Raw genomic sequence first — 23,361 nt, 5'->3', positions numbered from 1 at the left:
TTTTTATGCCTGCCGTTTCGGTTGCAAGGAAATACTTATCAATTCAATACAATTTGCCCATTAGAACCTTTTAATAAGATTCGGTATCTTTCTCCCATCGCAAAACGGAGGAAGTACAGATGTCTTTAATTAATACAAAAATCAAACCATTCAAAAACAGCGCTTTTAAAAACGGTGAATTCATTGAAGTTACCGAGAAGGATGTAGAAGGCCGCTGGAGCGTTTTCTTCTTCTATCCAGCTGACTTTACTTTTGTTTGCCCAACCGAACTGGGCGATGTGGCTGACCACTACGAAGAATTCCAGAAACTGGGCGTGGATATCTACTCTGTTTCCACAGATACCCATTTCACTCACAAAGCGTGGCACAGCAGCTCTGACACCATCGCAAAAATCAAATATGCAATGATCGGTGACCCGACTGGCGCACTGACTCGTAACTTCGAGAACATGCGTGAAGACGAAGGCCTGGCAGACCGCGGTACCTTTATCGTTGACCCACAGGGCATCATTCAGGCTATCGAAGTGACTGCTGAAGGTATCGGCCGTGACGCATCTGACCTGCTGCGTAAAGTGAAAGCCGCTCAGTATGTGGCTTCTCACCCAGGTGAAGTTTGCCCGGCTAAATGGAAAGAAGGCGATGCGACTCTGGCTCCGTCTTTAGACCTGGTCGGTAAAATTTAACATACCCGTCGTATTTCTACTTTATCGGCTGCATTTGCAGCCGATTTTTCTTAAAACTTGCAAAGACTTACGCAATATCATTTAAGTCGCATCGCGGCGGCGACTGAGAGAATCCTCAGGAGCTTACTTAAGTAAGTGACTGGGGTGAACGAAGGCTGCCAACAACGAGGCGGCTTAAATGATGAAGCGTAAAACAGGGAGATTTACACATGCTCGACAACAACATGAAAACCCAGCTCAAAGCTTACCTTGAGAGATTAACCAAACCTGTTGAGTTGATTGCCACGCTGGACGACAGTGCAAAATCAACCGAGATAAAGGAACTGCTGGCAGAGATTGCGGAGTTATCTGACAAAGTTACTTTCAGCATTGATAACGACTTACCGGTGCGAAAACCGTCGTTTTTGATTACAAATCCAGGTTCCGATAAAGGTCCGCGTTTTGCTGGTTCCCCACTCGGCCACGAATTTACTTCTCTGGTACTGGCACTGTTGCAGACCGGGGGACATCCGTCGAAAGAGTCGCAAGATTTGCTTGAGCAGATCCGCGAGATCGACGGCGATTTCCATTTTGAAACCTATTACTCGCTCTCCTGCCACAACTGCCCGGATGTGGTACAGGCGCTGAACCTGATGGCGGTACTGAATCCGCGCATCAGCCACACCGCGATTGACGGTGGCGTTTACCAGAATGAGATTCAGGAACGCAACGTTATGGGCGTGCCTGCGGTATTCCTCAACGGCAAAGAGTTCGGTCAGGGGCGTATGACGCTTGCTGAAATCGTCGGTAAAATTGATACCGGCGCAGAAAAACGCGCGGCAGAAGCACTGAACAAACGTGAAGCTTACGATGTGCTGATTGTCGGCAGCGGCCCAGCGGGTGCGGCGGCGGCAGTTTATTCCGCACGTAAAGGCATTCGTACCGGTTTGATGGGCGAGCGTTTTGGCGGCCAGGTATTAGATACCGTTGATATCGAAAACTACATTTCCGTGCCGAAAACTGAAGGCCAAAAACTGGCGGGCGCACTGAAAGCCCACGTAGATGACTACGACGTGGATGTTATCGACACACAAAGTGCCAGCAAGTTGATTCCGGCTAAGACCGAAGGCGGCCTGCATCAGATTCAAACAGCTTCAGGCGCAACACTTAGCGCACGCAGCATCATCATTGCCACCGGAGCGAAATGGCGCAACATGAATGTGCCGGGCGAAGAACAATATCGCACCAAAGGCGTGACCTACTGCCCACACTGCGACGGCCCGCTGTTTAAAGGCAAACGCGTGGCGGTGATTGGCGGCGGTAACTCCGGTGTCGAAGCAGCAATTGACCTGGCGGGTATCGTAGAACACGTGACTTTGCTGGAGTTTGCTCCAGAAATGAAAGCCGACCAGGTATTGCAGAACAAAGTTCGCAGCCTGAAAAACGTCGACATTATACTTAATGCTCAAACGCTGGAAGTAAAAGGCGACGGCACGAAAGTGACCGGTTTGCAGTATAAAGATCGTGTCACTGAAAGCGTACATGATATTGAACTGGCAGGTATTTTCGTGCAAATCGGTTTGTTGCCAAATACCAACTGGCTGGAAGGCAGCGTTGAACGCAACCGCATGGGTGAAATTATTATTGATGCGAAGTGCGAAACCACAGTGAAAGGCGTATTTGCCGCAGGCGACTGCACAACGGTGCCGTACAAACAAATCATCATTGCGACGGGCGAAGGTGCAAAAGCTTCTCTGAGTGCGTTTGATTATTTGATTCGTAATTCGTAATAGAACCATCCATAAAAATGGCCCATCGCTGCTTGATGGGCCATTTTTAATACTCTTTTGGCAAATGCTTAATACCGATCAGTTTCCCGCGCTTAATCTCAATATAATCACCACGACGTAATTCCCCGAGAATTGCCATAATCGTGCTACGCGCTAATTGCGTACGTTCCTGAATAAAATCTGCCGCATTCATATCACGGCGTATATCAGCAGGTTGCAAATTTAGTTCGAGCAATTTACTGCGAATCATCACGTACGCCGGAACCCCTACCAGATGTTCATCACGTAAAGAGTACATCTGTAAAAACCAGGCAAGAAGAACAGATACGGACTCCCATAATTGCTGTCGGGTGAAGAGTTCAAATGCATGTTCAGCCGGGATAACCCGCGCCTTACATGCCTCTTCTACTTTCAAATACCAGCCGCCACGAGGCCGCAAACATTCAGCAATTCCATAAATAATCTTGCCCCTAACAGATGAAAGCACTAAGCCATCATTTGCACGAACAGCCGTGAAACGCCCCTCGGTGAACAGATACAGGAATTTCTCGTGCTGCTGAACTGCGTGAATTTCATCGTTTTGCTGGAAAGAGCGAACCGTCCCAAGCGTGGAAAGCGCTTCCTGGAGAGCATCTATCTCAGCGACTGGTCTGCATGGATAAAGAGTCGACAGCCCTGATTCACTGTTTTGATCATTTACGGTGGTCATGAATTAATCCTTTTTATTCCTCGCACCACAATCATAGTTGATAAAAAAAGCGGCTTACGCCGCTTTCTGTATAACAGACCGTATAAGGATTACTTTCTACGCCAGGTCGTGCCCTGCGGGCCATCTTCCAGCACGATGCCCATTTCATTCAGACGGTCGCGGGCCTGGTCTGCCAGCGCCCAGTCTTTTGATTGACGGGCATCGTTACGCTGTTTAATCAGCGCTTCGATTTCAGCGACTTCGCCATCATCGGCTTGTACGCTGCTTTGCAGGAAGACTTCGGGTTCTTGCTCAAGCAGGCCCAGGACGGCAGAAAGCTGGCGTAACGCAGCCGCCAGGCCATTTGCAGCAGCCAAATCTTCGGTTTTCAGGCGGTTCACTTCGCGCGCCATATCAAACAGCACGGAGTAAGCTTCTGGCGTGTTGAAGTCATCGTCCATCGCTTCACGGAAACGGGCTTCAAACGCTTCGCCGCCCGCAGGCTGCGCATTAGCGTCTGTGCCGCGCAGTGCTGTATACAAACGTTCCAGCGAAGTACGCGCCTGTTTCAGGTTTTCTTCGCTGTAGTTCAGTTGGCTGCGATAGTGGCCGGACATCAGGAAGTAGCGAATGGTTTCGGCATCGTAATATTTCAGCACGTCACGCACGGTGAAGAAGTTGCCCAGCGATTTAGACATTTTCTCACGGTCGACCATTACCATCCCGGAGTGCATCCAGGTGTTAACGTATTCGCCGCCGTGCGCACAGGTAGACTGGGCGATTTCGTTTTCGTGGTGCGGGAACATCAGGTCTGAACCGCCACCATGAATATCAAAATGGTTACCGAGCTGTTTGCAGTTCATCGCTGAACACTCAATGTGCCATCCTGGACGACCTTCGCCCCATGGGGATGACCAGCTTGGTTCGCCCGGCTTGGACATTTTCCACAGCACGAAATCCATTGGATTGCGCTTAACGTTCGCTTCTACTTCAACACGCGCACCAGCCTGCAATTGCTCCAGATCCTGGCGGGAAAGTTTGCCGTAATCAGCATCGGATTCAACCGAGAACATCACGTCACCATTGCTGGCAACATAGGCGTGGTTACGCTCGATAAGCTGTTCAACAATTTCGATGATATCTGGGATATGTTTGGTCGCACGTGGCTCGCTATCCGGGCGCAAAATATTCAGCGCGTCGAAATCGGTGTGCATTTCAGCCACCATACGGTCAACGAGAGCGACAAAATCTTCGCCGTTTTCGTTGGCGCGTTTGATAATTTTATCGTCGATATCGGTAATATTGCGCACGTACTTCAGGTTATAACCGAGATAACGCAGGTAACGTGCCACTACATCGAAGGCGACAAAAGTACGGCCATGACCGATATGACACAAATCGTAAACGGTGATACCACACACGTACATGCCAACATCCGGGGCATGAATAGGTTTGAATTCCTCTTTTTGGCGACTCATTGTATTAAAGATTTTTAACATCAGGGGATTCCATATAAGCGTGTGTAGTCGATATTGGGCTATATGTTACCTCAAAATTCCGTCAGGAAGCAGCACGCTTTGCAAGGTGATGATCATGCGCAGTTATGCTATAACAACCACCTTGTGTCGCGGCACCGTCTGCCGGAACACTGTCTGACTAATATAGGATGCACAGCATGGTTACTTTTCATACTAATCACGGCGATATCGTAATCAAAACTTTTGATGATAAAGCGCCGATTACTGTTAAAAACTTCCTCGAGTACTGCCGCGAAGGTTTCTACGCCAACACCATTTTCCACCGTGTGATCAATGGCTTTATGATCCAGGGCGGCGGTTTTGAACCGGGTATGAAGCAAAAAGAGACCAAAGACACCATCCAGAACGAAGCGAATAACGGCCTGAAAAACACTAAAGGTACGCTAGCAATGGCACGTACCCAGGCGCCACATTCTGCAAGTTCCCAGTTCTTCATTAACGTGGCTGACAACGATTTCCTGAACTTCAGCAGCGAAAGCATGCAAGGTTGGGGTTACTGCGTATTTGCTGAAGTTGTAGAAGGCATGGACGTTGTTGAGAAAATCAAAGGCGTGTCCACTGGTCGCAGCGGTATGCACCAGGACGTTCCTAAAGAAGACGTGGTTATCACAAGCGTAACCGTCAGCGAATAATTCGCCCCATGGCGACGCTGTTTATCGCAGATTTACATCTGTGTTCAGAAGAACCGGCGATTACCGCCGGTTTTCTGCGTTTTCTGGCGGGCACCGCTCGGGAAGCTGATGCGCTCTATATTCTTGGCGATCTGTTTGAAGCCTGGATTGGCGATGATGACCCCGAACCGCTGCACCGCCAAATCGCTTTAGCTATTAAAGACCTGGTGGATTCTGGTGTTCCCTGCTTCTTTATTCACGGCAACCGCGATTTCCTGCTCGGCAAACGTTTTGCCCGTTTAAGCGGAATGACGTTGCTGCCCGAAGAGCAAGTGCTCAATCTCTACGGCCGCAAAATCCTGGCCCTGCATGGCGACACACTTTGCACCGATGACCATGGTTATCAGGCCTTCCGCAAAAAAGTGCACCAGCCATGGCTTAAATGTTTATTCCTCGCCCTGCCGCTGTTTATCCGCAAACGCGTGGCCGCCAAAATGCGCGCCAACAGCAAAGCCTCTAACAGCAGCAAATCGATGGCGATTATGGATGTGAATCCGCAAGCCGTTATCGACGCTCTCGAACGCCACCAGGTGCAGTGGATGATCCACGGCCACACGCATCGCCCGGAAATTCACTCCCTTTCCGCCAACGGCAAACCGGCGTTTCGCTGCGTGCTGGGAGCGTGGCATACAGAAGGTTCGATGATTAAAGTCACTGCTGAAGACGTCGAACTAATTCCTTTCGAGTTTTAACTCGTCATACTTCGAGCCGCAGGGGTGTTGGCTGCACTCACAAACCCCAGTCACTTACTCAAGTAAGCTCCTGGGGATTTGCTCCCTTGCCGCCTACCTGCAACTCAAATTATTTAGAGTTAATAGCGTATAAAAATGGCTGTTTTCGCTACCAGATTAGCCACGCAACCGTTTTCCTTGCCCTTTCTTCATGCTATTCTCTGAGCCCTTCTGACCGTTCGAGCCACGTTCGGTGATGTTTGCTACCCACAGGAGTTTTGAGACGCATGTCCTCCAACCAGACCCCGGCGCGTATCGCCATTGTCATGGGTTCCAAAAGTGACTGGGCTACCATGCAGTTTGCCGCCGAAATCCTCACCGCACTTGATGTCCCGCACCACGTAGAAGTCGTTTCCGCGCACCGAACTCCCGATAAACTTTTCAGTTTTGCCGAACAGGCAGCCGACAACGGTTATCAGGTGATTATTGCGGGTGCGGGCGGTGCTGCGCATTTGCCAGGTATGATCGCGGCAAAAACCCTGGTTCCCGTGCTGGGTGTGCCAGTCCAGAGTGCTGCGTTAAGCGGCGTGGACAGTCTCTATTCCATCGTACAAATGCCGCGTGGTATTCCGGTTGGTACGCTGGCCATCGGTAAAGCAGGTGCAGCCAACGCCGCTTTGCTGGCAGCGCAAATCCTCGCTTTGCATGATAAAGAACTGAGCCAACGCCTGGAAAACTGGCGTCAGGCACAAACCAATGAAGTGCTGGATAACCCAGATCCTCGGGGTGATGCATGAAACGCGTTTGCGTGCTGGGCAATGGTCAACTTGGCAGAATGCTGCGTCAGGCGGGAGAGCCGTTGGGCATCGCGGTTTATCCAGTTGGTTTAGATGCAGAACCCGAAGCGGTGCCATTTGCACAAAGCGTTATCACCGCTGAAATTGAACGCTGGCCGGAAACGGCCCTCACCCGTGAACTGGCTCGTCACAACGCGTTCGTAAACCGTGACGTCTTCCCAATAATTGCCGACCGTCTGACGCAAAAACAGCTGTTCGATAAACTCGAGCTTGCGACCGCGCCGTGGCAGTTACTTTCCAGTCGCGACAAATGGGCCGGTGTGTTCCAGAACCTGGGCGAACTGGCGATAGTGAAACGCCGCGTCGGTGGCTATGACGGGCGCGGGCAGTGGCGCTTGCGCAGCCAAGAAACCGATCAGTTGCCGGATGAGTGCTACGGTGAGTGTATTGTCGAGCAAGGCATTAATTTTTCCGGTGAAGTATCGCTTGTCGGCGCGCGCGGGCATGACGGTACAACCGTGTTTTACCCGCTGACGCATAACCTGCATCAGGACGGCATTTTGCGTACCAGCGTCGTTTTCCCCCACGCAGACATTGAGCAACAGCAACAGGCAGAAGCGATGCTTTCTGCCATCATGCACGAGCTGAACTATGTCGGTGTGATGGCGATGGAATGCTTTATTACGCCTGAAGGATTGCTGATTAACGAACTCGCGCCACGCGTGCATAACAGCGGACACTGGACGCAAAACGGCGCATCCATCAGCCAGTTCGAATTACATCTGCGCGCGATTGTAGACCTGCCGTTGCCACAACCGGTGGTGAATTCACCCTCAGTCATGATCAACCTTATCGGCACCGATCTGAACTACGACTGGCTGAAACTACCGTTAGTCCATTTGCACTGGTACGACAAAGAGGTGCGTGAAGGTCGCAAAGTGGGCCATCTCAACCTCAACGACAGCGATACTGACCGACTGAGCGCAACACTTGAGGCTATCGTGCCGTTGTTGCCAGCGGATTACGCCAGCGGCATTGCCTGGGCGCAGAGCAAACTCGCTCATTAATCATAGTGGCGGCTCGCGTTTACGCGGGCCCGCCCTACACTCATTCCCCGCATAACTTTCTTTTCTTCGTTGCAAAGCGCACAATCCACGGCGTTTCGGCCACACACGCTCTAAGGTTTATGTATGCAAAACGCTCGTCCTGATACTCAAAATTATGAACATCTGCTGCGCGCCGGTATCCCGCTTATCGACGTGCGTGCTCCGGTGGAATTTAGCCAGGGGGCGATGCCTGCCGCGCTGAATTTGCCGCTGATGTCTGATGATGAGCGCGCGCAAGTGGGTACTTGCTACAAACAGCGTGGGCAGGAAGCGGCAGTGGAATTAGGCCATAGTCTGGTGAACGGCGAAGTTCGTGAAGCCCGTTTGCAAAAGTGGCTTGAGCAATGTCGCCAGAATCCTGAAGGATACCTGTGCTGCGCCAGAGGCGGCATGCGCTCTCACCTCGTTCAGGAATGGCTACGCGACGCGGGCGTTGACTATCCACTGGTCGAAGGTGGTTACAAAGCGCTGCGCCATTACGCGATGGACGTGATCGAATCCCGCTCGCGCTGGCCGATGATCCTCGTCAGCGGCAACACCGGCGGCGGCAAAACCATTCTGATTCGCTCGCTGCCAACCGGCGTCGATCTTGAAGGGCTGGCGCATCATCGCGGCTCGTCATTTGGCCGCACGATTGTGGAACAACCCTCGCAAACTAACTTCGAAAATAATCTGGCCGTAACGCTTTTAAAAAAAAGTGACGGCGCGGAAATGACGTGGGTTGTGGAAGATGAAGGCCGCATGATTGGCTCGCGCCATATTCCGGAATGCTTCAGAGAACAGATGTTACGCTCACCGATTGTGGTGATTGACGATCCGTTCGATCAGCGCTTAGAGCGGCTAAAAACCGAATATTTTGAGCAAATGAGCGCCGCGTTTTTGTCGGTCAGCGATGAAGAAACGGCGTGGCAAAATTACGGCGAGTATTTGCACCACGGCCTGTTCGCCATTCGCCGCCGTTTAGGGATGGAGCGTTTTACACAGTTCGCGGCGCATCTTGATAACGCGCTAGAATTGCAGCGTAAAACCGGTTCAGTCGAAGGCCACCTCGCCTGGCTTGCTCCGCTGCTTGAAGAGTATTACGACCCAATGTATCGCTATCAGCTGAGCAAAAAAGCAGACAACATCGTGTTTCGTGGCGATTACCAGCAGGTGGAGGAATGGCTGCGAAGCAATACCTGATATAGCCAGGCAGAATAGCCTGCTTGATTTCAGACAATATCGACGCTTGCTCACGAGAGTATCCTGGCTTTCATTTTCAGCATGACAAGGCCAATAGCGAAAATATTCTGGTCTTCAGGCATATACCGCGAGTGATCAAACTTTATCAGGAACACTTCAAAATGCGCAGGGAGTATGGTGTGCTCAATCAAAAAGGCGATCTTGCTTAAAACAGATAGATGATTATTTTCTTTGTGACTGCCTCTATGGAGAAAGAGAGGCAGTCAATGCATTGTTAATTTAGGTCATCATTATCCTTCAATCCCAACAATGCAGTTTTTCCCTTTTTGTTTAGCGGCATAGAGTAATTTATCTGCTTTTTCTAAAATTTGTTGTGGGGTTTCTCCGGCTTGCCATGTCGCCAGACCGCAACTGAATGATGTATAAAATTGTTTTTCTCGCCACTTACGGTTGTTGACCTTAAGTCTCCACTGATCCAAATGGTAATAGATTTCAGCATAGCTACCACCAGGGAATATCACTGCGATCTCTTCTCCACCAAACCTATAAAGCGTAGCAAAATGCTCTAGAGATTCTAAGCCGGATTGACTAACAAATTTTAATACTAAATCTCCTGTATGATGACCATACGTATCATTAATGCTCTTAAAGTTATCTAAATCTATCATAGCAAGATGAAAAGAATTATTATTTTCAATAATATCCTCAATGTCTCTATCAAACTTTCGCCGGGTACCGAGACCGGTAAGGCTGTCTGTAAGGGATATATTTTCTGCTATTTGAATTTCTTTATTTTTCTGAAGCATACTGTTTGTAAGACTTTCAAGAGTTGTACTTTCTTTTGATACGTCAATCCCATGAATGTTCATAAATAACATATGAAGCAGTTGTTTAAAATAAATCCTGCAAAGTAACATTATAATCAGGTAAATTACTATGCAAGTAGCAATGGCTGAGAAAAACAATAAAAATGAAGCGTTGAATATTTCATTGTGTGCATCCTGGCTGATCACAGTGAATGCTATCCAGCCTGGATTATTGTAACGCCTATAAAAAACATATTCTTTAGTGTTTTCATCAATAAAGTAACCAGAGGGTCTTATTGCCTTTTTTATCCAGGAGAGTGGAATAGTGTTAATAAATATTTCACTTGGATCTGAGTGCATAATTATGCTGCCATCCCTGGCCACAACTTCAAACACCCCATTGTAAGGGATTACTTTGTGCTGCAATATTTCACTCATTCTTACAAGATCAAGTTTTAAAGCCACATTACCTTTTAACTCACCTACATTATCAAAGATATTCATACTAACCGCGATGGATTTATTCGCTTCACTATTGTGCACATCTTTGGCAACACTTATATATGGGAGTGAAAAATAAAGTTCATCTTTTATTCCATATTTTGGATACCATGGCCTATCAATGGGATTGTAAGTGCTCTGTTCAATCATGTTTGGGTAAGAACGAAACCTGCCATTTAAATCTGAAATTATTGCGCCCTTAAAAAACACCGTTGAATTAACAAGCGAAGGTATGATTGTATTTATTTCATCATGCTTAAATGAAATATATTTATCTATATTATCGCCATCAATACTTGATGCCAGAAATTGAACAATGGACTTTATTTCAGAAACCTGATGCTCCACGCTCCCCTGAGCGGTGTTTTCATTAATGCGCGTAATAGTTGAAATGAAATTTTCTTCAACATTGTTTCTAATGTAGAAAAAAGTACAGGTAGCGAAAAGTAAAAAAGGTATAAGCATAATTAACATTAAAGTTGTTACTGCTTTATTTGTTGTAACTTTCATTAACTTATTTACCAAGAGTTCATGTAAAATTTATTGTGATAATGTTTCTTAATTTAATGCGTCGTGTGTTATTTTTGTGAAAGGCATGTCTTACTGAGTTTTTAGGTTGTGATGTTCCATCATTATACAGGGAGCTATAATGATTAATCTAAATTTATTGCTTATTGAAAATAATTAATTGCACGCGAATTTATTATGCATTTAATTATTAAGAATTTTTAATAAGTTGCTAATATCCCTTCACTCTCAGGTTGGTTGGGGAATTAAAATTTCTTTCCTATTACCTGTAAATTAAAAAGCTGTTTGCAATCCCCTAATCTAACTTAGATGGACTTCAGAATTTGCAGTAAACAGGGCGGAAAGCTCACGCGCTTCCCGCCACAGTTCGATGAAGAATCAGGCCACAAAGTGGCGGAATAGCGCTTTGCCTTTCAGCAAACGCACACCTAACCATCCGCCGCAAATCGACAGCAGCACCGCACCGCTTATCGGCAGAATCACCCACAGGCGCCAGTCTGGTTCCCATGGGAAATCAAACACGCGGGTTTGCAGCAGGCCAAGCGCCGTTTCAGCACCTATCGCGGCGACCAGCCCGGAAACCAGGCCCAGCACCGCAAACTCACACCACAGCGTGGTGCGCAGCAGGCGTTTTCCGGCACCCAGCGTGCGGTACACCACCAGTTCCTGATGCCGTTGCCGCATACCGACCTGAACCTGCGCCAGCAGCAGCAAAACGCCACAAGCGGTAACCAGCACGACCATCACTTCCAGCGCCCGGCTTACCTGCTCCAGCACCTGGCTGACCTGGCGCAAAATCGCGCCAATATCCAGCAAACTCACGGTTGGGAATTCGCGGTTAAGCTGCGTGAGTACGCCGTTTTTACCTTCCAGATGGAAACTGGTTAGCCAGCTTTGCGGCTGGTTATCCAGCGCCCCCGGCGGGAAGATGAAATAGAAGTTCGGGCGCAGGCTTTCCCAGTCGACTTTACGCATACTGGACACTTTTGCCGAGAAATCCTGGGTATCGCCCATAAACGTGACGGTATCGCCCAGTTTTATCTTCAGGCGTTTTGCCACGCCTTCGTCCATCGACACTTCGCCCGCTTTTGGCGGCCAGGTGCCCGCAAGGATTGGGTTATGCGTTGGCTTCTGGCTTTGCCATGTCAGGTTTAGTTCGCGGTTGAGCGCTTCATCCGGATTGCCTTCGGTGGATTTACCGTTTATCGCCGTCATGCGCACGCGCACAATCGGGTAGAAAGATTCCGGGATAATCTGGTGTTCCGCCAAAAACTCTTTCACTGGCTGAACCTGTTCAGTGGCGATGTTCAGCAGGAAATAGTTCGGGCTTTCTGGCGGGAGTTGTTGTTGCCAGCGGTCGAGAAGATCCCCGCGCAGCACCAGCAATAACGCCAGTAACATAAAGGAAAGCGAGAACGCGGCAAGCTGGCTTAGCGTTGCCCATGGCTGGCGCAACAGCCGGTTCACCGCCAGGCGCAGTGCGAGGTTTTTCAGCGTCAGCTTTTTCAGCAGCTTCAGCACGCCCCAGCCGACAACCCCACACAGCACCGCCAGCACCACCGCTCCTGCCAGCACCGCCCACAGCAGCGTGCTTCCGCCCATCAGCAGAGCTAGCAACGCCACCACCACTATCGCGATAATCGGCAGGTAGATTTTCAGCGGCCAGACGTTAGCCACCGCGTCACGACGCAACACGCGCAGCGGTTGAGTTGCCAGTAATAAACGATAAGGTCGTAAACCCACCAGCAGCGAAATCACCACCATCGACCCAACTGCCCAGACCCACGGCCACAGGCTTGCGGGTGGAAGTGCTGCGGGCAGAACCGGTTTTAGCAGGCGCATCAGCACCGCTTCAAATACCAGACCGGCGGCTCCGCCGGTAATTGCCGCCAGTGCCAGAACCATCAACCATTGGCCGATAATCAGCTTGCGCAGCGCGGCTCGCCCTGCCCCCAGCGTTTTTAGGATAGCGACTAAATCGTAGCGGCTGCGGCAATAGTGATTCATCGCCACCGCGACCGCCGCCACCGCCAGAAGCAGCGTCAGCAGTGCGGAAAGCAGCAGGAATTGTTGTGAGCGTTCAAGGGATTTCCCCAGCGCGCCGTCGTCTTGCTCCATGCCGTACCATTTTTGTTCCGGCTTGAGTTTGGGTAGCAGGTAGTTTTCGAATTTTTCGAGCTGCTGCGGCGTGCCGCCAAATTTGTAGCGCCAGGTTATGCGGCTCCCCGGCTGGACCGCACCGGTTTTTTCCACATCCGCCAGGTTCATCATTAAACGTGGGGCCATCTGGAACGGGTTAAACCCAGAATCCGGCTCCTGAACGACTTCGCCTGCAATGAGCAATGTGGTGTCGCCCACATCGAGCGTGTCGCCGACTTTAAGATTGAGCAGCGCCATTAAACGCGGGGCCAACAGCACGCTTCCCGGCTCAGGCTTTAACCCCGGCGGATTCGTGTCGAGCTGGCCGTACATCGGGTAAACGCCATCGACCGCTTTTACCGATGCCAGCTGCGGCGTGTCTCCGGCAAACGTCATGGTGGCGAACGTCAGTTGTTTACCGACTTTCAGGCCCTCTTTTTGCGCTTGATCCAGCCATTCTTGCGGCACTTCTCGCGCACTGCGCAATGCGCGGTCACCCGCCATAAAGTCGCGGCTTTGCTGGTTTAGCCCTTGTTCCATGCGGTCGCTGATATTGCCCAGCGCCAGTACGCATGCCACCGCCAGGCTCAACGCCAGCCAGACAATCAGTAACGATGGCGAGCGCCATTCGCGCCAGAACCAGCGGGCAATCATGCTTCCTCCCACAATTGACCTTCACGCAGACGTAAGCGGCGGTCGCAGCGGGCAGCGAGTTGTTCATCGTGCGTAACGAGGATGAGCGTGGTGGCAAAATCACGATTTAAGGAGAAGAGTAAATCGGCGATGCGATCGCCGGTCTGTCGGTCGAGGTTGCCGGTGGGTTCATCGGCGAATAATACGCCAGGGCGACCGTTAAATGCGCGAGCCAGCGCCACGCGCTGTTGTTCGCCACCCGAAAGCTGCGCCGGAAGGTGATCCAGACGTTTCCCCAAACCAAGCTGTTCAAGCAATGCTTTGGCCTGCGCGCGGCTGGATGAGTCGTTTTCGCCCCGCAGCAAAGCCGGGAGTTCGACGTTTTCCAGCGCGTTGAGCGTGGGAACCAACATGAATGACTGGAACACAAAGCCGACGTTTTTCGCCCGCAGCGCCGCTCGCGCTTCTTCATCCATGCTGTGCAACGGCTGGCCGCAGAGGTGAACTTCCCCTTCGCTGCCATCATCAAGCCCGGCCAGAATCGCCAGTAGTGTAGACTTCCCTGAACCTGATTCACCGATTAGCGCGATGGTCTGCGCCGGTTTGACAACCAGCTCAACTCCGGTAAGGATGGAGAGCTGGTGTTCCCCCGTTCCTACGGACTTACTAAGATGATGAACTTCAACAATGTTTTCCGCTGGCATTTGCCCTTCCTGTTTCTGGCTTTGTTGACCTGTCGCGCCGCTTTTGCGGACACGTTGTTGATTTTGGGCGATAGCCTGAGCGCCGGTTACCGGATGTCGGCAACGGCGGCCTGGCCCGCGTTGCTGGATGCAAAATGGCACCAGCAAAAGACGAAAGTCGTGAACGCCAGTATTAGTGGCGACACCGCGCCACAAGGGCTGGAGCGGTTACCGGCACTGCTGAAACAACATCAGCCTCGCTGGGTATTAATTGAACTGGGTGGCAACGACGGCCTGCGCGGTTTTCAGCCGCAGGCTATCGAAAAAAGTTTGCGCCAGATAATCAACGATGTGAAAGCGGCAAACGCTGAACCCCTGCTAATGCAAATACGTCTGCCCGCAAACTACGGGCGTCGTTATAATGAGGCGTTTAGCGCTATTTATCCGCAACTTGCCAAAGAGTTTTCAATTCCTCTGCTGCCATTTTTTATGGAAGAGGTCTATTTAAAACCGCAATGGATGCAGGATGACGGTATACATCCGAACAGTGATGCTCAACCGTTTATCGCCGACTGGATGTCTTCCCGTCTGGCGCCTTTAGTTAACCATAATAGTTAACCACGACTCATGAACAATCGGGGTCCCTCTCGGGTAAAGTTATGCAAAAATCCGTCTTAATTACAGGTTGTTCCAGCGGAATTGGCCTCGCCTGCGCCGAGGATTTAAAGCGCCAGGGTTATCGCGTGCTGGCTGCGTGTCGCAAGCCTGAAGATGTCGAACGTATGAATCAAAGCGGATTTACCGGCGTGTTGCTCGATCTCGACTCCCCGGAAAGCGTGAAAACCGCAGCGGCATACGTTATCGAGCTGACGGATAATCGCCTTTACGGGCTGTTTAATAATGGCGGATTTGGCGTGTATGGGCCGTTGCAAACGCTGTCCCGCGAACAGCTTGAGCAACAGTTTTCGACCAATTTGTTTGGCACCCACCAGCTCACCATGCTGCTGCTGCCCGCGATGTTGCCGCACCGTGAAGGGCGCATTGTAATGACCAGTTCGGTGATGGGCCTGGTTGCAACGCCAGGGCGCGGGGCTTACGCCGCCAGCAAATACGCGCTGGAAGCCTGGTCCGATGCGCTGCGCATGGAGCTGCATCACAGCGGCATTAAAGTCAGTTTGATTGAACCCGGCCCGATTCGTACGCAGTTTTCTCAAAACGTAAACCAGACGCAGGCAGATAAACCGGTAGAAAATCCGGGGATTGCCGCACGCTTTACGCTCGGCCCGGAAGCGGTAGTGGAAAAAGTGCGCCATGCTTTTGAAAGCCCGAAGCCGAAATTACGCTATCCGGTCACGCTGGTCGCACACGCTTTAAGCTGGTTGCGCCGCCTGTTGCCTGGTCGCATGCTGGATAAAATTTTACGTGGTTAGTTGAAGCGCCTCTGCTTGCCCCCATGTAAAGGCAAATCGTTATAAGGAATTGATTTATGTCTGCCCAATACAATATCGACATTACCGAAGCGAACCTACACCAGACGCTGGAACAGTCCGTTACTACGCCAATTCTGTTCTACTTCTGGTCTGCACGTAGCCAACATTGTGAGCAGTTGACACCGGTTCTGGATAAGCTCGCCGCGCAGTATCAGGGCCAGTTTATTCTTGCCAAAGTGGATTGTGATGCCGAGCAAATGGTCGCGTCACAGTTTGGTTTACGCAGCATTCCAACCGTTTACCTGTTCCAGAACGGGCAGCCAGTGGACGGTTTCCAGGGGCCACAGCCAGAAGAAGCGATTCGCGCGTTGCTGGAAAAGGTTTTGCCGCGTGAAGAAGAGCTGAAAGCGCAAGAAGCCATGATGCTGATGCAAGAAGGTAAACACGCAGAAGCGCTGCCGTTGCTGAAAGACGCGTGGCAACTTTCCAACCAGGCTAGCGAAATCGGCCTGCTGTTGGCGGAAGTGCAAATTGCGCTGAACCGTAGTGAAGATGCTGAAGCGGTACTGAAAACTATTCCGTTGCAGGATCAGGATACGCGTTATTTGGGCCTGGTGGCGCAGATCGATCTGCTCAAGCAAGCGGCTGATACTCCAGAGATCCAGTTGCTGCAACAGCAAGTTGAGCAAGATCCACAAAATGCCCTGTTAGCCAGCCAACTGGCGCTGCAACTGCATCAGGTAGGGCGTAATGAAGAAGCGCTGGAACTGCTGTTTACCCATCTGAAAAAAGATCTGGGTGCGGCAGACGGGCAAGTGCGTAAAATGATGATGGAAATTCTTGCCGCGCTCGGAACGGGCGATGCGTTGGCTTCTAAATATCGCCGCCAGCTTTATTCTTTGCTGTATTGATCTGTCTTTGGGAAGCGTCGGGTGGCGGCTTGCGCCTTACCCGACCTACGCCACGCCGGTTGCCATCCACCGTGTTTGAAATGAATAAATGAAACATTACAGAAAGGGAAGTCACTGAATGTTTCTGCGTTAAGGGGTAGACTTACATCAAATAAACAATGGAGGTTTTTTTGATGCTAATCGTCATTCCCGTACTGATCCTCGTGGCGCTAATTATCGTCGGCGCCGGGGTAAAAATCGTGCCGCAGGGCTACCAATGGACTGTGGAACGCTTCGGCCGTTACACCAAAACTCTGATGCCGGGCTTGAGCCTTGTGGTGCCGTTTATGGACCGCATTGGCCGCAAAATCAATATGATGGAGCAAGTCCTCGACATCCCATCCCAGGAAGTCATCTCTAAAGATAACGCCAACGTCGCCATCGACGCTGTGTGCTTTATTCAAGTCGTTGACGCCCCGCGCGCCGCTTATGAGGTCAGCAATCTTGAGCTGGCCATAATAAACCTCACCATGACGAATATTCGTACCGTTTTGGGCTCAATGGAGCTCGATGAAATGCTTTCGCAGCGCGACAACATCAATACCCGCCTGCTGCATATCGTTGATGAAGCCACCAATCCGTGGGGCATAAAAATCACCCGTATCGAGATTCGTGACGTGCGCCCACCGGCTGAACTGATTGACGCGATGAATGCGCAGATGAAAGCTGAACGTACCAAACGTGCGTATATTCTGGAAGCTGAAGGTATTCGTCAGGCGGAAATCGTCAAAGCCGAAGGCGACAAGCAGTCAAAAATCCTGAAAGCCGAAGGCGAGCGCCAGTCAGCATTCTTACAGGCAGAAGCCCGTGAACGTAGTGCGGAAGCGGAAGCCCGCGCGACGCAAATGGTGTCTGAGGCTATCGCTAAAGGGGATATCCAGGCCATTAACTACTTCGTTGCCCAGAAATATACCGATGCGCTGCAACAGATTGGTTCGGCCAATAACAGCAAAGTGGTGCTGATGCCGCTCGACGCCACCAGCCTGATGGGGTCGATTGCCGGGATTAGCGAACTTATCGCGCAAAGCGGTACCGAGCGTAAAAAATGATAGCCCTGCTGTTTGCTCACGCGCATATCTTCTGGCTGACACTTGGCGGCCTGTTGTTGGCAGCTGAAATGCTCGGTGCCAGCGGTTATTTGTTATGGAGCGGCGTTGCGGCTGTGCTGACGGGTTTGCTGGTGTGGATTGTGCCGTTAGGCTGGGAATGGCAAGGCGTTTGCTTTGCTATTCTGACGCTGGTTGCCGCCTTTTTGTGGTGGCGCTGGCTGTCGACACGCAAGCAGCAGGAACCTGGCGAAGTGCTTAATCAGCGCGGCCACCAGCTTATCGGCAGGCGTTTGCGTCTTGAAGCCCCGTTGGTAAATGGCCGCGGCCATGTGCGGGTTGCGGATAGCTCATGGCCGGTGATGGCAGATATCGATTTAGCGGCAGGTACCGAAGTGGTGGTGCTCGCCGTTGAAGGCATTACCTTGAAGGTGAAGGCACTTTAAACTTGCTACTGGCGGTGACAGCAGCCCGAAAGATTGTCGATGATTGGGCAATCAGAGCTGTCATCTCCGGGGCAAGATTCGGCAAGCGCGAGCAAATGCTGGCGCATCGCCTGCAATTCGCTGATGTGTTTATCAATATCGGCCACTTTTTGCAGCGTTCTGGTTTTCACATCTGCACTGTGTCGCGCCGGGTCATTGAACAAGTTGACCAGTTCGCGGCACTCTTCAAGATTAAACCCGACCTGTCGCGCCTGGCGCAGCAATGTCAGTTCATCAAGATGCTTTTGCGTATAGCTACGGTAGCCGTTTTCAGCACGAAGCGGCGCGGTCACCAGCCCTTTCTCTTCGTAAAAACGAATCGCTTTACTGGTTAAGCCGGTTTTTTTCGCGACATCACTGATGTTCATGTTTCCTCCTGATTTTGTCGGATGTCGCTTCGCTAATCCGACCTGCGAAAGTGGGTCATTCATATTAACGATCCTGACCCCAAAATCATATTAGAAGCGGATCTTCATACCCACCGCCATGCATAGTTTGGGTATGTTCCAGATAACAAACTGCACTGACAACACCTGAATAACTCCCGGCAAGCATCAACGCTGTCGCTAATAGCTTTCTGCTACCTCACCAACTCCTGCTGCCTTTTTTCCCTGCCCGAGAAATTTTGCCACAGCAATAAAACTGTTAGCAACATGGCTCCTCGCCAAGCGATATATATTATTCATAAGCAGTCTCTGCATAGCCAAAATAAGTAATAATGCGCTGATACATAAAGACAACGACAAACACCTGTCGAAAAACCTTGTGTAACATTAGTACATGGCTGTGCATTAAGAAGGGAATGGTAGAAAAGTATTGGTTAACTAATCCCTTTTCACATAATACTTTGAAAAATTAAAAATATTTTAAATGCGACATGGATGAATATTAACATTCTGCAAGTACTGCTAAGGAATTTTTATAAATTAAGAAAATAAACACACTGCAAATAGCAGGGGTAAATATCTCCGCCCAGAACGAACGGAGATATTAAGGTTTAATTATCAGGCATGTGAAGCAGCAAGAGTGCCGTTATTCACGTTGACTGGTAACGCAGCTGTTGTGAGCGCTGCCGAAGGAGGTGTACTCATTGCGGCCATCGCGTGAACGAGTTGCCCGGCAGCGTCAGATGTTCCAGTTGAGTTCACGATCGCAATACCGGTACTGTAGTTTCCTTTCTGCCACATTTGATCCATTGAGGCTTCAAATGTTCCCTGGACGCCGTCATTACGGAAAGCACCCCATGGGTTGGCAAGAATAAAATCATTCGTTACGTCGTCAAAACCGATAATTGCAAATGCGTGCCCATCAACGAGATTAGTTTGCCCAGTAACCGCATTTTGTGAGCTATCCCAACTGGAAAATTGTACAGGCTGACCGTTTAATACCGCGGTTTTCAATAGATCAAAGTCCGTGGTGTTCCATTTTTCCTCAGTTGTATATACCGCTCTGAACGTTGTGTATGCATCACCCGTAATTTCCCCCAGTTTCTCGTAGCCACCAGGCAAACTTGAGTAATCATTCACTTCATTCAAATAAGTCGCTTCAAAACCAACGTTCGCCCGTTCAACAATCGCCGCCCAACTCGAGGTTGCTGAATTTGTGCCACTGCTATAGGCATTGCCATCTACGGTGACCCAATGAGGCACACCGTCTTTGAAGAAACGTACACTGTAAGTATCATTCGGATTCTGAACAATCATCGACTTAATGAAATCAGGTGCAGTTTCTACAACTGCCTGAAGCGCGGAAAGAAGCGAACAATCCCCAATGTTACCTTGAGTGATGTCGTTAATTGACGGGCCACCTTTAGCGAAAAGTGGGCGCCCATCAACATTATCAGATGAGGAAGATTTCGGGTCGTTCGCACCATCAAACCAGGTAGAAATTAGCTGGTTAAATTGCGTGGCTGACGAGCCCTCACTCAAGCTGCCAATTCGCTCCCCGTCACCGGTAGCACTCCAGTAAACAGATGCGCCATTGGTGCCCATCAACCCGTTGAATAGCGAGTAGACTGCCGAGTCAGTCCCACAAACATTGCCAACTTGCTGCACATAATTTTTTATGTCGTTGTACTGGCTTTCGGTAAGATCACCTGTTAATTGAGAGGCTAAATCTTTAAGCACGGACTCAATCGTTGTAAAACTAAACAAAGACGAGTCGTTGGTCACTGCGTTATGCATGCTGGTTTTCAGTATCGGGTCATGCACACCGTCAACCAATGAGAATCCCGCATCCACAGATTTGTTAATTAACGCCTGCTGGCTTTCCGACAGCAGACCCTGTTGCTCGATAGATAGCATCGGAGAAAGCGTTAACAGCTGATCGGATGTGAACGACGACACCATATCAATAAAATCAGAGAAATTATTCAAAGCAAGGAAATGTCGATATTCCAGCCCAATAAATGCAACAGGAGTAAGGGTCTTAAGCTGTGATGGAGTGAGCGCACTCATTGCATCCAGACTCAGATTATTGAGGAATGTCGCGGAAAAACCTGATAAATCATTGCCAAACGCCTGCATTTGGGCGGTTGTAAAACCTTGAGTTGCAGCCGCTGAGATCCAACTAAGGTGCTGCAATCCCTGAATTTGCTCGGCACTTAATGAGCTAATTTGCTGCGCTGTCAGCCCCTGATATTGCGTTTTAGATAATTGCTTAATGGACGAAACTGGCAGTTCGGAAATATTTAAATGCCCAAATTGATCGCTAGTCAGTGCATTCAGATGCGGAGCAAATGCGACTTGTGCTGCCGTTAATGTAGCCAAATGGTCGTTATCCCAATGCTTAAAATTATCCGTCTGAATATGAGTAAACTGATCGGCAGTTATCCCTTTCATCGCATCCGGACTTAAACTGTTAAACCAGTCAGGAGAGAAGAAGTAAAAATTATAGATAATTCCGCCAACCTGGTCCGCGGTTAATTGGGCACGACGTTCAGCGTCCAACCCATTAAAGGCATCAAGGTACACCTGGCCCATCTGCTCAGGTTTGATTGCATGGAATGCTTCAGTCGTCAGGTTATTAAACCAGCCAGGGGAGAACCAGTAGAAATTCTGGGTGCAATTCTTAATCTGATCTGGCGTAAACCCGGAAGCAGCACCATCAGTCATCCATGCGGCATGGCCCATTGCGTTAATTTGTTCAGCGCTTAAGGAGGCAATTTGATTAGCTGTAAGCCCTTTATATTCGGTATCGCTTAAATTACTGATGACTGATGTTTGTATTTTGGAAAGATCTAACAAACCAAATTGCGTACTGTTCAGTTTGTCGAAATTATTCATGCCGCCGATCTGTTCTGCGGTAAAAGCATGCAGGTGCTCATTATCCAGAGCCGCAAGTGTGGTGGCGGAAATCTGGTTTGCCTGAACAGGTGTCATCGCCTGCAATGTTTCAATGCTCAGGTTGTTAAACCATCCTGCGCTAAACCAGTTCATACCGATATTAATGCTTCGTATCTGCTCCGGAGTAAAGGCGCTGGCCGTGGCATCAGATATCCATGACGTGTGGGCCATCGCATGGATTTGCTCAGAGCTTAAAGTAGCAATCTGCTCAGGAGTGAGCTTTTGATAAACCGCCTTACTCATTGCGCCAATAGTTGATGTTGAAAGCCTGGAAAGATTCAGTACATCAAATTTCTCGTTGCTAATCGCATCAAGCTGGCCGGCAGTCAGTGCGGAGTATTCATTTTCAGTCAGTTTTTCAAGCGTCGATACTGACAACGCAGAAATATTTAGTAGTCCAAATTGTGCACTGCTTAATGCACCAAGGTGTGCAATGGCACTGACCTGTTCTGCGGACAATGCTGAAAGATGAGAGTTATTAAGGCTACGGAGATTTTCATCAGTAATACTGGCAATTTGCGTTTTATCCAACGCGCCAAAGTTCGCAACCGTAATCTCATTAAGATGAGCGGCAGTAATGGCCTGAAATGCCTGGGTATTAAGATTGTTCAAGAAGGTTGAAGTTAGCCAATAATAAGTCGTACTCCAACTTGCTACCTGGGTCGCCGTCAATGCAGCGGCATGCGCACTATCGAGTTTAGAAAGATTAGTACTTGTAAGCCCGTTCAGTTGAGTGCCCGTTATCGCCTGTAATGCCGGAATACTCAGATTGTTCAACCATTCGTCGGTGAACCAATAAAAACTGGCCTGTATCGCCGAGACCTGTTCAGGTTTTAAGGCTGATAAATGGTTGGCATCCAGACCGCAAAGAGTCGTCGCAGTGAATTCCCCCATCTGTTTTTGAGTCAGTGCTTGTATTGCAGTTGTACTGAGGTTATTTAGCCATCCAGCACTGAACCAGTACATACTGATATTAATGCTCGTAACCATTTCAGGTGTAAATCCAGCCGCTGTAGCGTCCGGCATCCACGAGGTATGACTCATGGCATGAATTTGGTCTGCAGTCATCTTGCTAACAAAATCTGCGGTCAGTAGTTCGTAATCAGATTTGCTCCATGAACCAATTGAATTAAGGTCAGGCATGGGGGGGGTATTTTGTATGGAATCAGGCACAGTGTAACCTCTTACCGAAATGAATAATATTTATTAGAAATGAATAACCACCTGCAATATAAGTATCGTGGCAGGTAGTTAAAAGTTAATAGCTCACACATTCTTTAAGTGGTTGAAAGAAAAAGATGAGTTCATATAAATATTATCAATCAACATCATTACCAGCAGCTTTTATTTTTGCGGGGAATTTAATCACAACATATTAAATAGTGAAATTTCAAAATATGAAAATACTTACAAGCACTAACTCGCGCTTACCAAAACAAACAACTTTGTGTTTTTTACAACCAATTATCACCAATCAATGAGTTATAACTTCGAAAAATATATATTTATTTATCACTAAAGTTACAAGTAAAGCACTAATTCGCAACGTGCCAGCGGCTCAATAAAATTCTCAAATGTCTAATTTTACTTATTTTTTATGAATGTGGCACTTTGACAACCTTAAATGCCTGTGATATTTAATCGCGCATATTTTATAGCCGTAATACTTCAGGTTGCATGTGCGTTAGCGTTCCAGCAACTCAAGTGATTT

At 49.3% G+C, this 23,361-nt stretch carries 19 protein-coding genes; 12 read left to right on the top strand and 7 right to left on the bottom strand.

Features of this window, described 5'->3' with window-relative positions; genetic code table 11:
• Positions 1–119: 119 nt before the first annotated feature.
• Both ahpC and ahpF read left to right on the top strand, forming a co-directional pair.
• Positions 120–683: an alkyl hydroperoxide reductase subunit C gene (gene ahpC, locus M979_RS01075; protein ID WP_034458146.1), complete on the top strand. Its 564-nt coding sequence runs from the start codon at positions 120–122 to the stop codon at positions 681–683.
• 209 nt (positions 684–892) lie between these two features.
• On the top strand, positions 893–2,452 hold the full coding sequence (gene ahpF / locus M979_RS01070; protein WP_064553161.1) for an alkyl hydroperoxide reductase subunit F: 1,560 nt from the start codon (positions 893–895) through the stop codon (positions 2,450–2,452).
• Positions 2,453–2,498: 46 nt separating this feature from the next.
• Here the strand turns inward: ahpF and M979_RS01065 are convergent, their stop codons facing one another.
• Positions 2,499–3,161 (bottom strand): helix-turn-helix domain-containing protein, encoded by a 663-nt coding sequence (locus M979_RS01065; RefSeq protein WP_064553158.1) that lies wholly within the window; start codon positions 3,159–3,161, stop codon positions 2,499–2,501.
• Between the two features lie 89 nt (positions 3,162–3,250).
• Positions 3,251–4,639, bottom strand: coding sequence for a cysteine--tRNA ligase (cysS, locus tag M979_RS01060; protein WP_064553156.1), 1,389 nt, complete (start codon positions 4,637–4,639; stop codon positions 3,251–3,253).
• Between the two features lie 176 nt (positions 4,640–4,815).
• On the opposite strand from cysS, the gene ppiB reads away from it, so the two are divergent.
• From ppiB to mnmH, 5 genes are all read left to right on the top strand, one after another.
• Positions 4,816–5,310, top strand: a complete 495-nt coding sequence (gene ppiB / locus M979_RS01055; RefSeq protein WP_034460004.1) for a peptidylprolyl isomerase B — start codon at positions 4,816–4,818, stop codon at positions 5,308–5,310.
• A gap of 8 nt (positions 5,311–5,318) precedes the next feature.
• Positions 5,319–6,041 carry a UDP-2,3-diacylglucosamine diphosphatase gene (gene lpxH, locus M979_RS01050; protein WP_064553153.1) on the top strand — a complete coding sequence of 241 codons (723 nt, stop codon included), beginning with the start codon at positions 5,319–5,321 and terminating at the stop codon, positions 6,039–6,041.
• A 266-nt stretch (positions 6,042–6,307) separates the two neighbouring features.
• Complete coding sequence (gene purE / locus M979_RS01045; RefSeq protein WP_064553151.1) at positions 6,308–6,817, top strand: 5-(carboxyamino)imidazole ribonucleotide mutase; 510 nt, start codon at positions 6,308–6,310, stop codon at positions 6,815–6,817.
• Positions 6,814–7,884: a 5-(carboxyamino)imidazole ribonucleotide synthase gene (gene purK, locus M979_RS01040; protein ID WP_064553149.1), complete on the top strand. Its 1,071-nt coding sequence runs from the start codon at positions 6,814–6,816 to the stop codon at positions 7,882–7,884. Before purE ends, purK begins: the two co-directional genes overlap by 4 nt.
• Positions 7,885–8,007: 123 nt before the next feature.
• The gene (mnmH, locus tag M979_RS01035) at positions 8,008–9,105 is read left to right on the top strand and encodes a tRNA 2-selenouridine(34) synthase MnmH (protein ID WP_064553147.1); all 1,098 of its coding nucleotides are present in this window, start codon (positions 8,008–8,010) and stop codon (positions 9,103–9,105) included.
• Between the two features lie 290 nt (positions 9,106–9,395).
• On the opposite strand, the gene M979_RS01030 is transcribed toward mnmH, so the two are convergent.
• From M979_RS01030 to ybbA, 3 genes are all read right to left on the bottom strand, one after another.
• Entirely contained in the window at positions 9,396–10,922 is a 1,527-nt protein-coding gene (locus tag M979_RS01030; protein ID WP_083963876.1) for a sensor domain-containing diguanylate cyclase, read from the bottom strand.
• A 396-nt stretch (positions 10,923–11,318) separates the two neighbouring features.
• Positions 11,319–13,733 (bottom strand): putative ABC transporter permease subunit YbbP, encoded by a 2,415-nt coding sequence (gene ybbP / locus M979_RS01025; protein ID WP_064553143.1) that lies wholly within the window; start codon positions 13,731–13,733, stop codon positions 11,319–11,321.
• Positions 13,730–14,416: a putative ABC transporter ATP-binding protein YbbA gene (gene ybbA / locus M979_RS01020; protein ID WP_064553182.1), complete on the bottom strand. Its 687-nt coding sequence runs from the start codon at positions 14,414–14,416 to the stop codon at positions 13,730–13,732. The genes ybbP and ybbA overlap by 4 nt, the downstream gene beginning before the upstream one ends.
• Between ybbA and tesA the strand changes: the two genes are divergently transcribed.
• The 5 genes from tesA to M979_RS00995 all read left to right on the top strand — a co-directional run bounded on the left by tesA (position 14,384) and on the right by M979_RS00995 (position 18,267).
• Positions 14,384–15,013: a multifunctional acyl-CoA thioesterase I/protease I/lysophospholipase L1 gene (gene tesA / locus M979_RS01015; protein ID WP_074388615.1), complete on the top strand. Its 630-nt coding sequence runs from the start codon at positions 14,384–14,386 to the stop codon at positions 15,011–15,013. The genes ybbA and tesA overlap by 33 nt on opposite strands.
• 41 nt (positions 15,014–15,054) lie before the next feature.
• The gene (locus tag M979_RS01010; protein WP_064553139.1) at positions 15,055–15,825 is read left to right on the top strand and encodes an SDR family oxidoreductase; all 771 of its coding nucleotides are present in this window, start codon (positions 15,055–15,057) and stop codon (positions 15,823–15,825) included.
• A gap of 56 nt (positions 15,826–15,881) precedes the next feature.
• The gene (locus M979_RS01005; RefSeq protein WP_064553137.1) at positions 15,882–16,736 is read left to right on the top strand and encodes a co-chaperone YbbN; all 855 of its coding nucleotides are present in this window, start codon (positions 15,882–15,884) and stop codon (positions 16,734–16,736) included.
• A gap of 173 nt (positions 16,737–16,909) precedes the next feature.
• Positions 16,910–17,824 carry an SPFH domain-containing protein gene (locus tag M979_RS01000; RefSeq protein WP_034459995.1) on the top strand — a complete coding sequence of 305 codons (915 nt, stop codon included), beginning with the start codon at positions 16,910–16,912 and terminating at the stop codon, positions 17,822–17,824.
• A complete protein-coding gene (locus tag M979_RS00995; protein ID WP_064553135.1) occupies positions 17,821–18,267 on the top strand; it encodes an NfeD family protein in 447 nt (148 codons plus the stop codon). The genes M979_RS01000 and M979_RS00995 overlap by 4 nt, the downstream gene beginning before the upstream one ends.
• Before the next feature lie 5 nt (positions 18,268–18,272).
• Here the strand turns inward: M979_RS00995 and cueR are convergent, their stop codons facing one another.
• Positions 18,273–18,674: a Cu(I)-responsive transcriptional regulator gene (cueR, locus tag M979_RS00990; RefSeq protein ID WP_064553133.1), complete on the bottom strand. Its 402-nt coding sequence runs from the start codon at positions 18,672–18,674 to the stop codon at positions 18,273–18,275.
• 636 nt (positions 18,675–19,310) lie between these two features.
• A complete protein-coding gene (locus M979_RS00985; protein WP_064553131.1) occupies positions 19,311–22,793 on the bottom strand; it encodes a C2 family cysteine protease in 3,483 nt (1,160 codons plus the stop codon).
• Positions 22,794–23,361: the final 568 nt, after the last annotated feature.

The organism is Buttiauxella noackiae ATCC 51607 (genome assembly GCF_001654865.1).
GTDB classification, from domain to species: domain Bacteria; phylum Pseudomonadota; class Gammaproteobacteria; order Enterobacterales; family Enterobacteriaceae; genus Buttiauxella; species Buttiauxella noackiae.
Note: the sequence above shows the minus strand (reverse complement) of the source record. Positions and strands in the feature narration are given on the sequence as shown.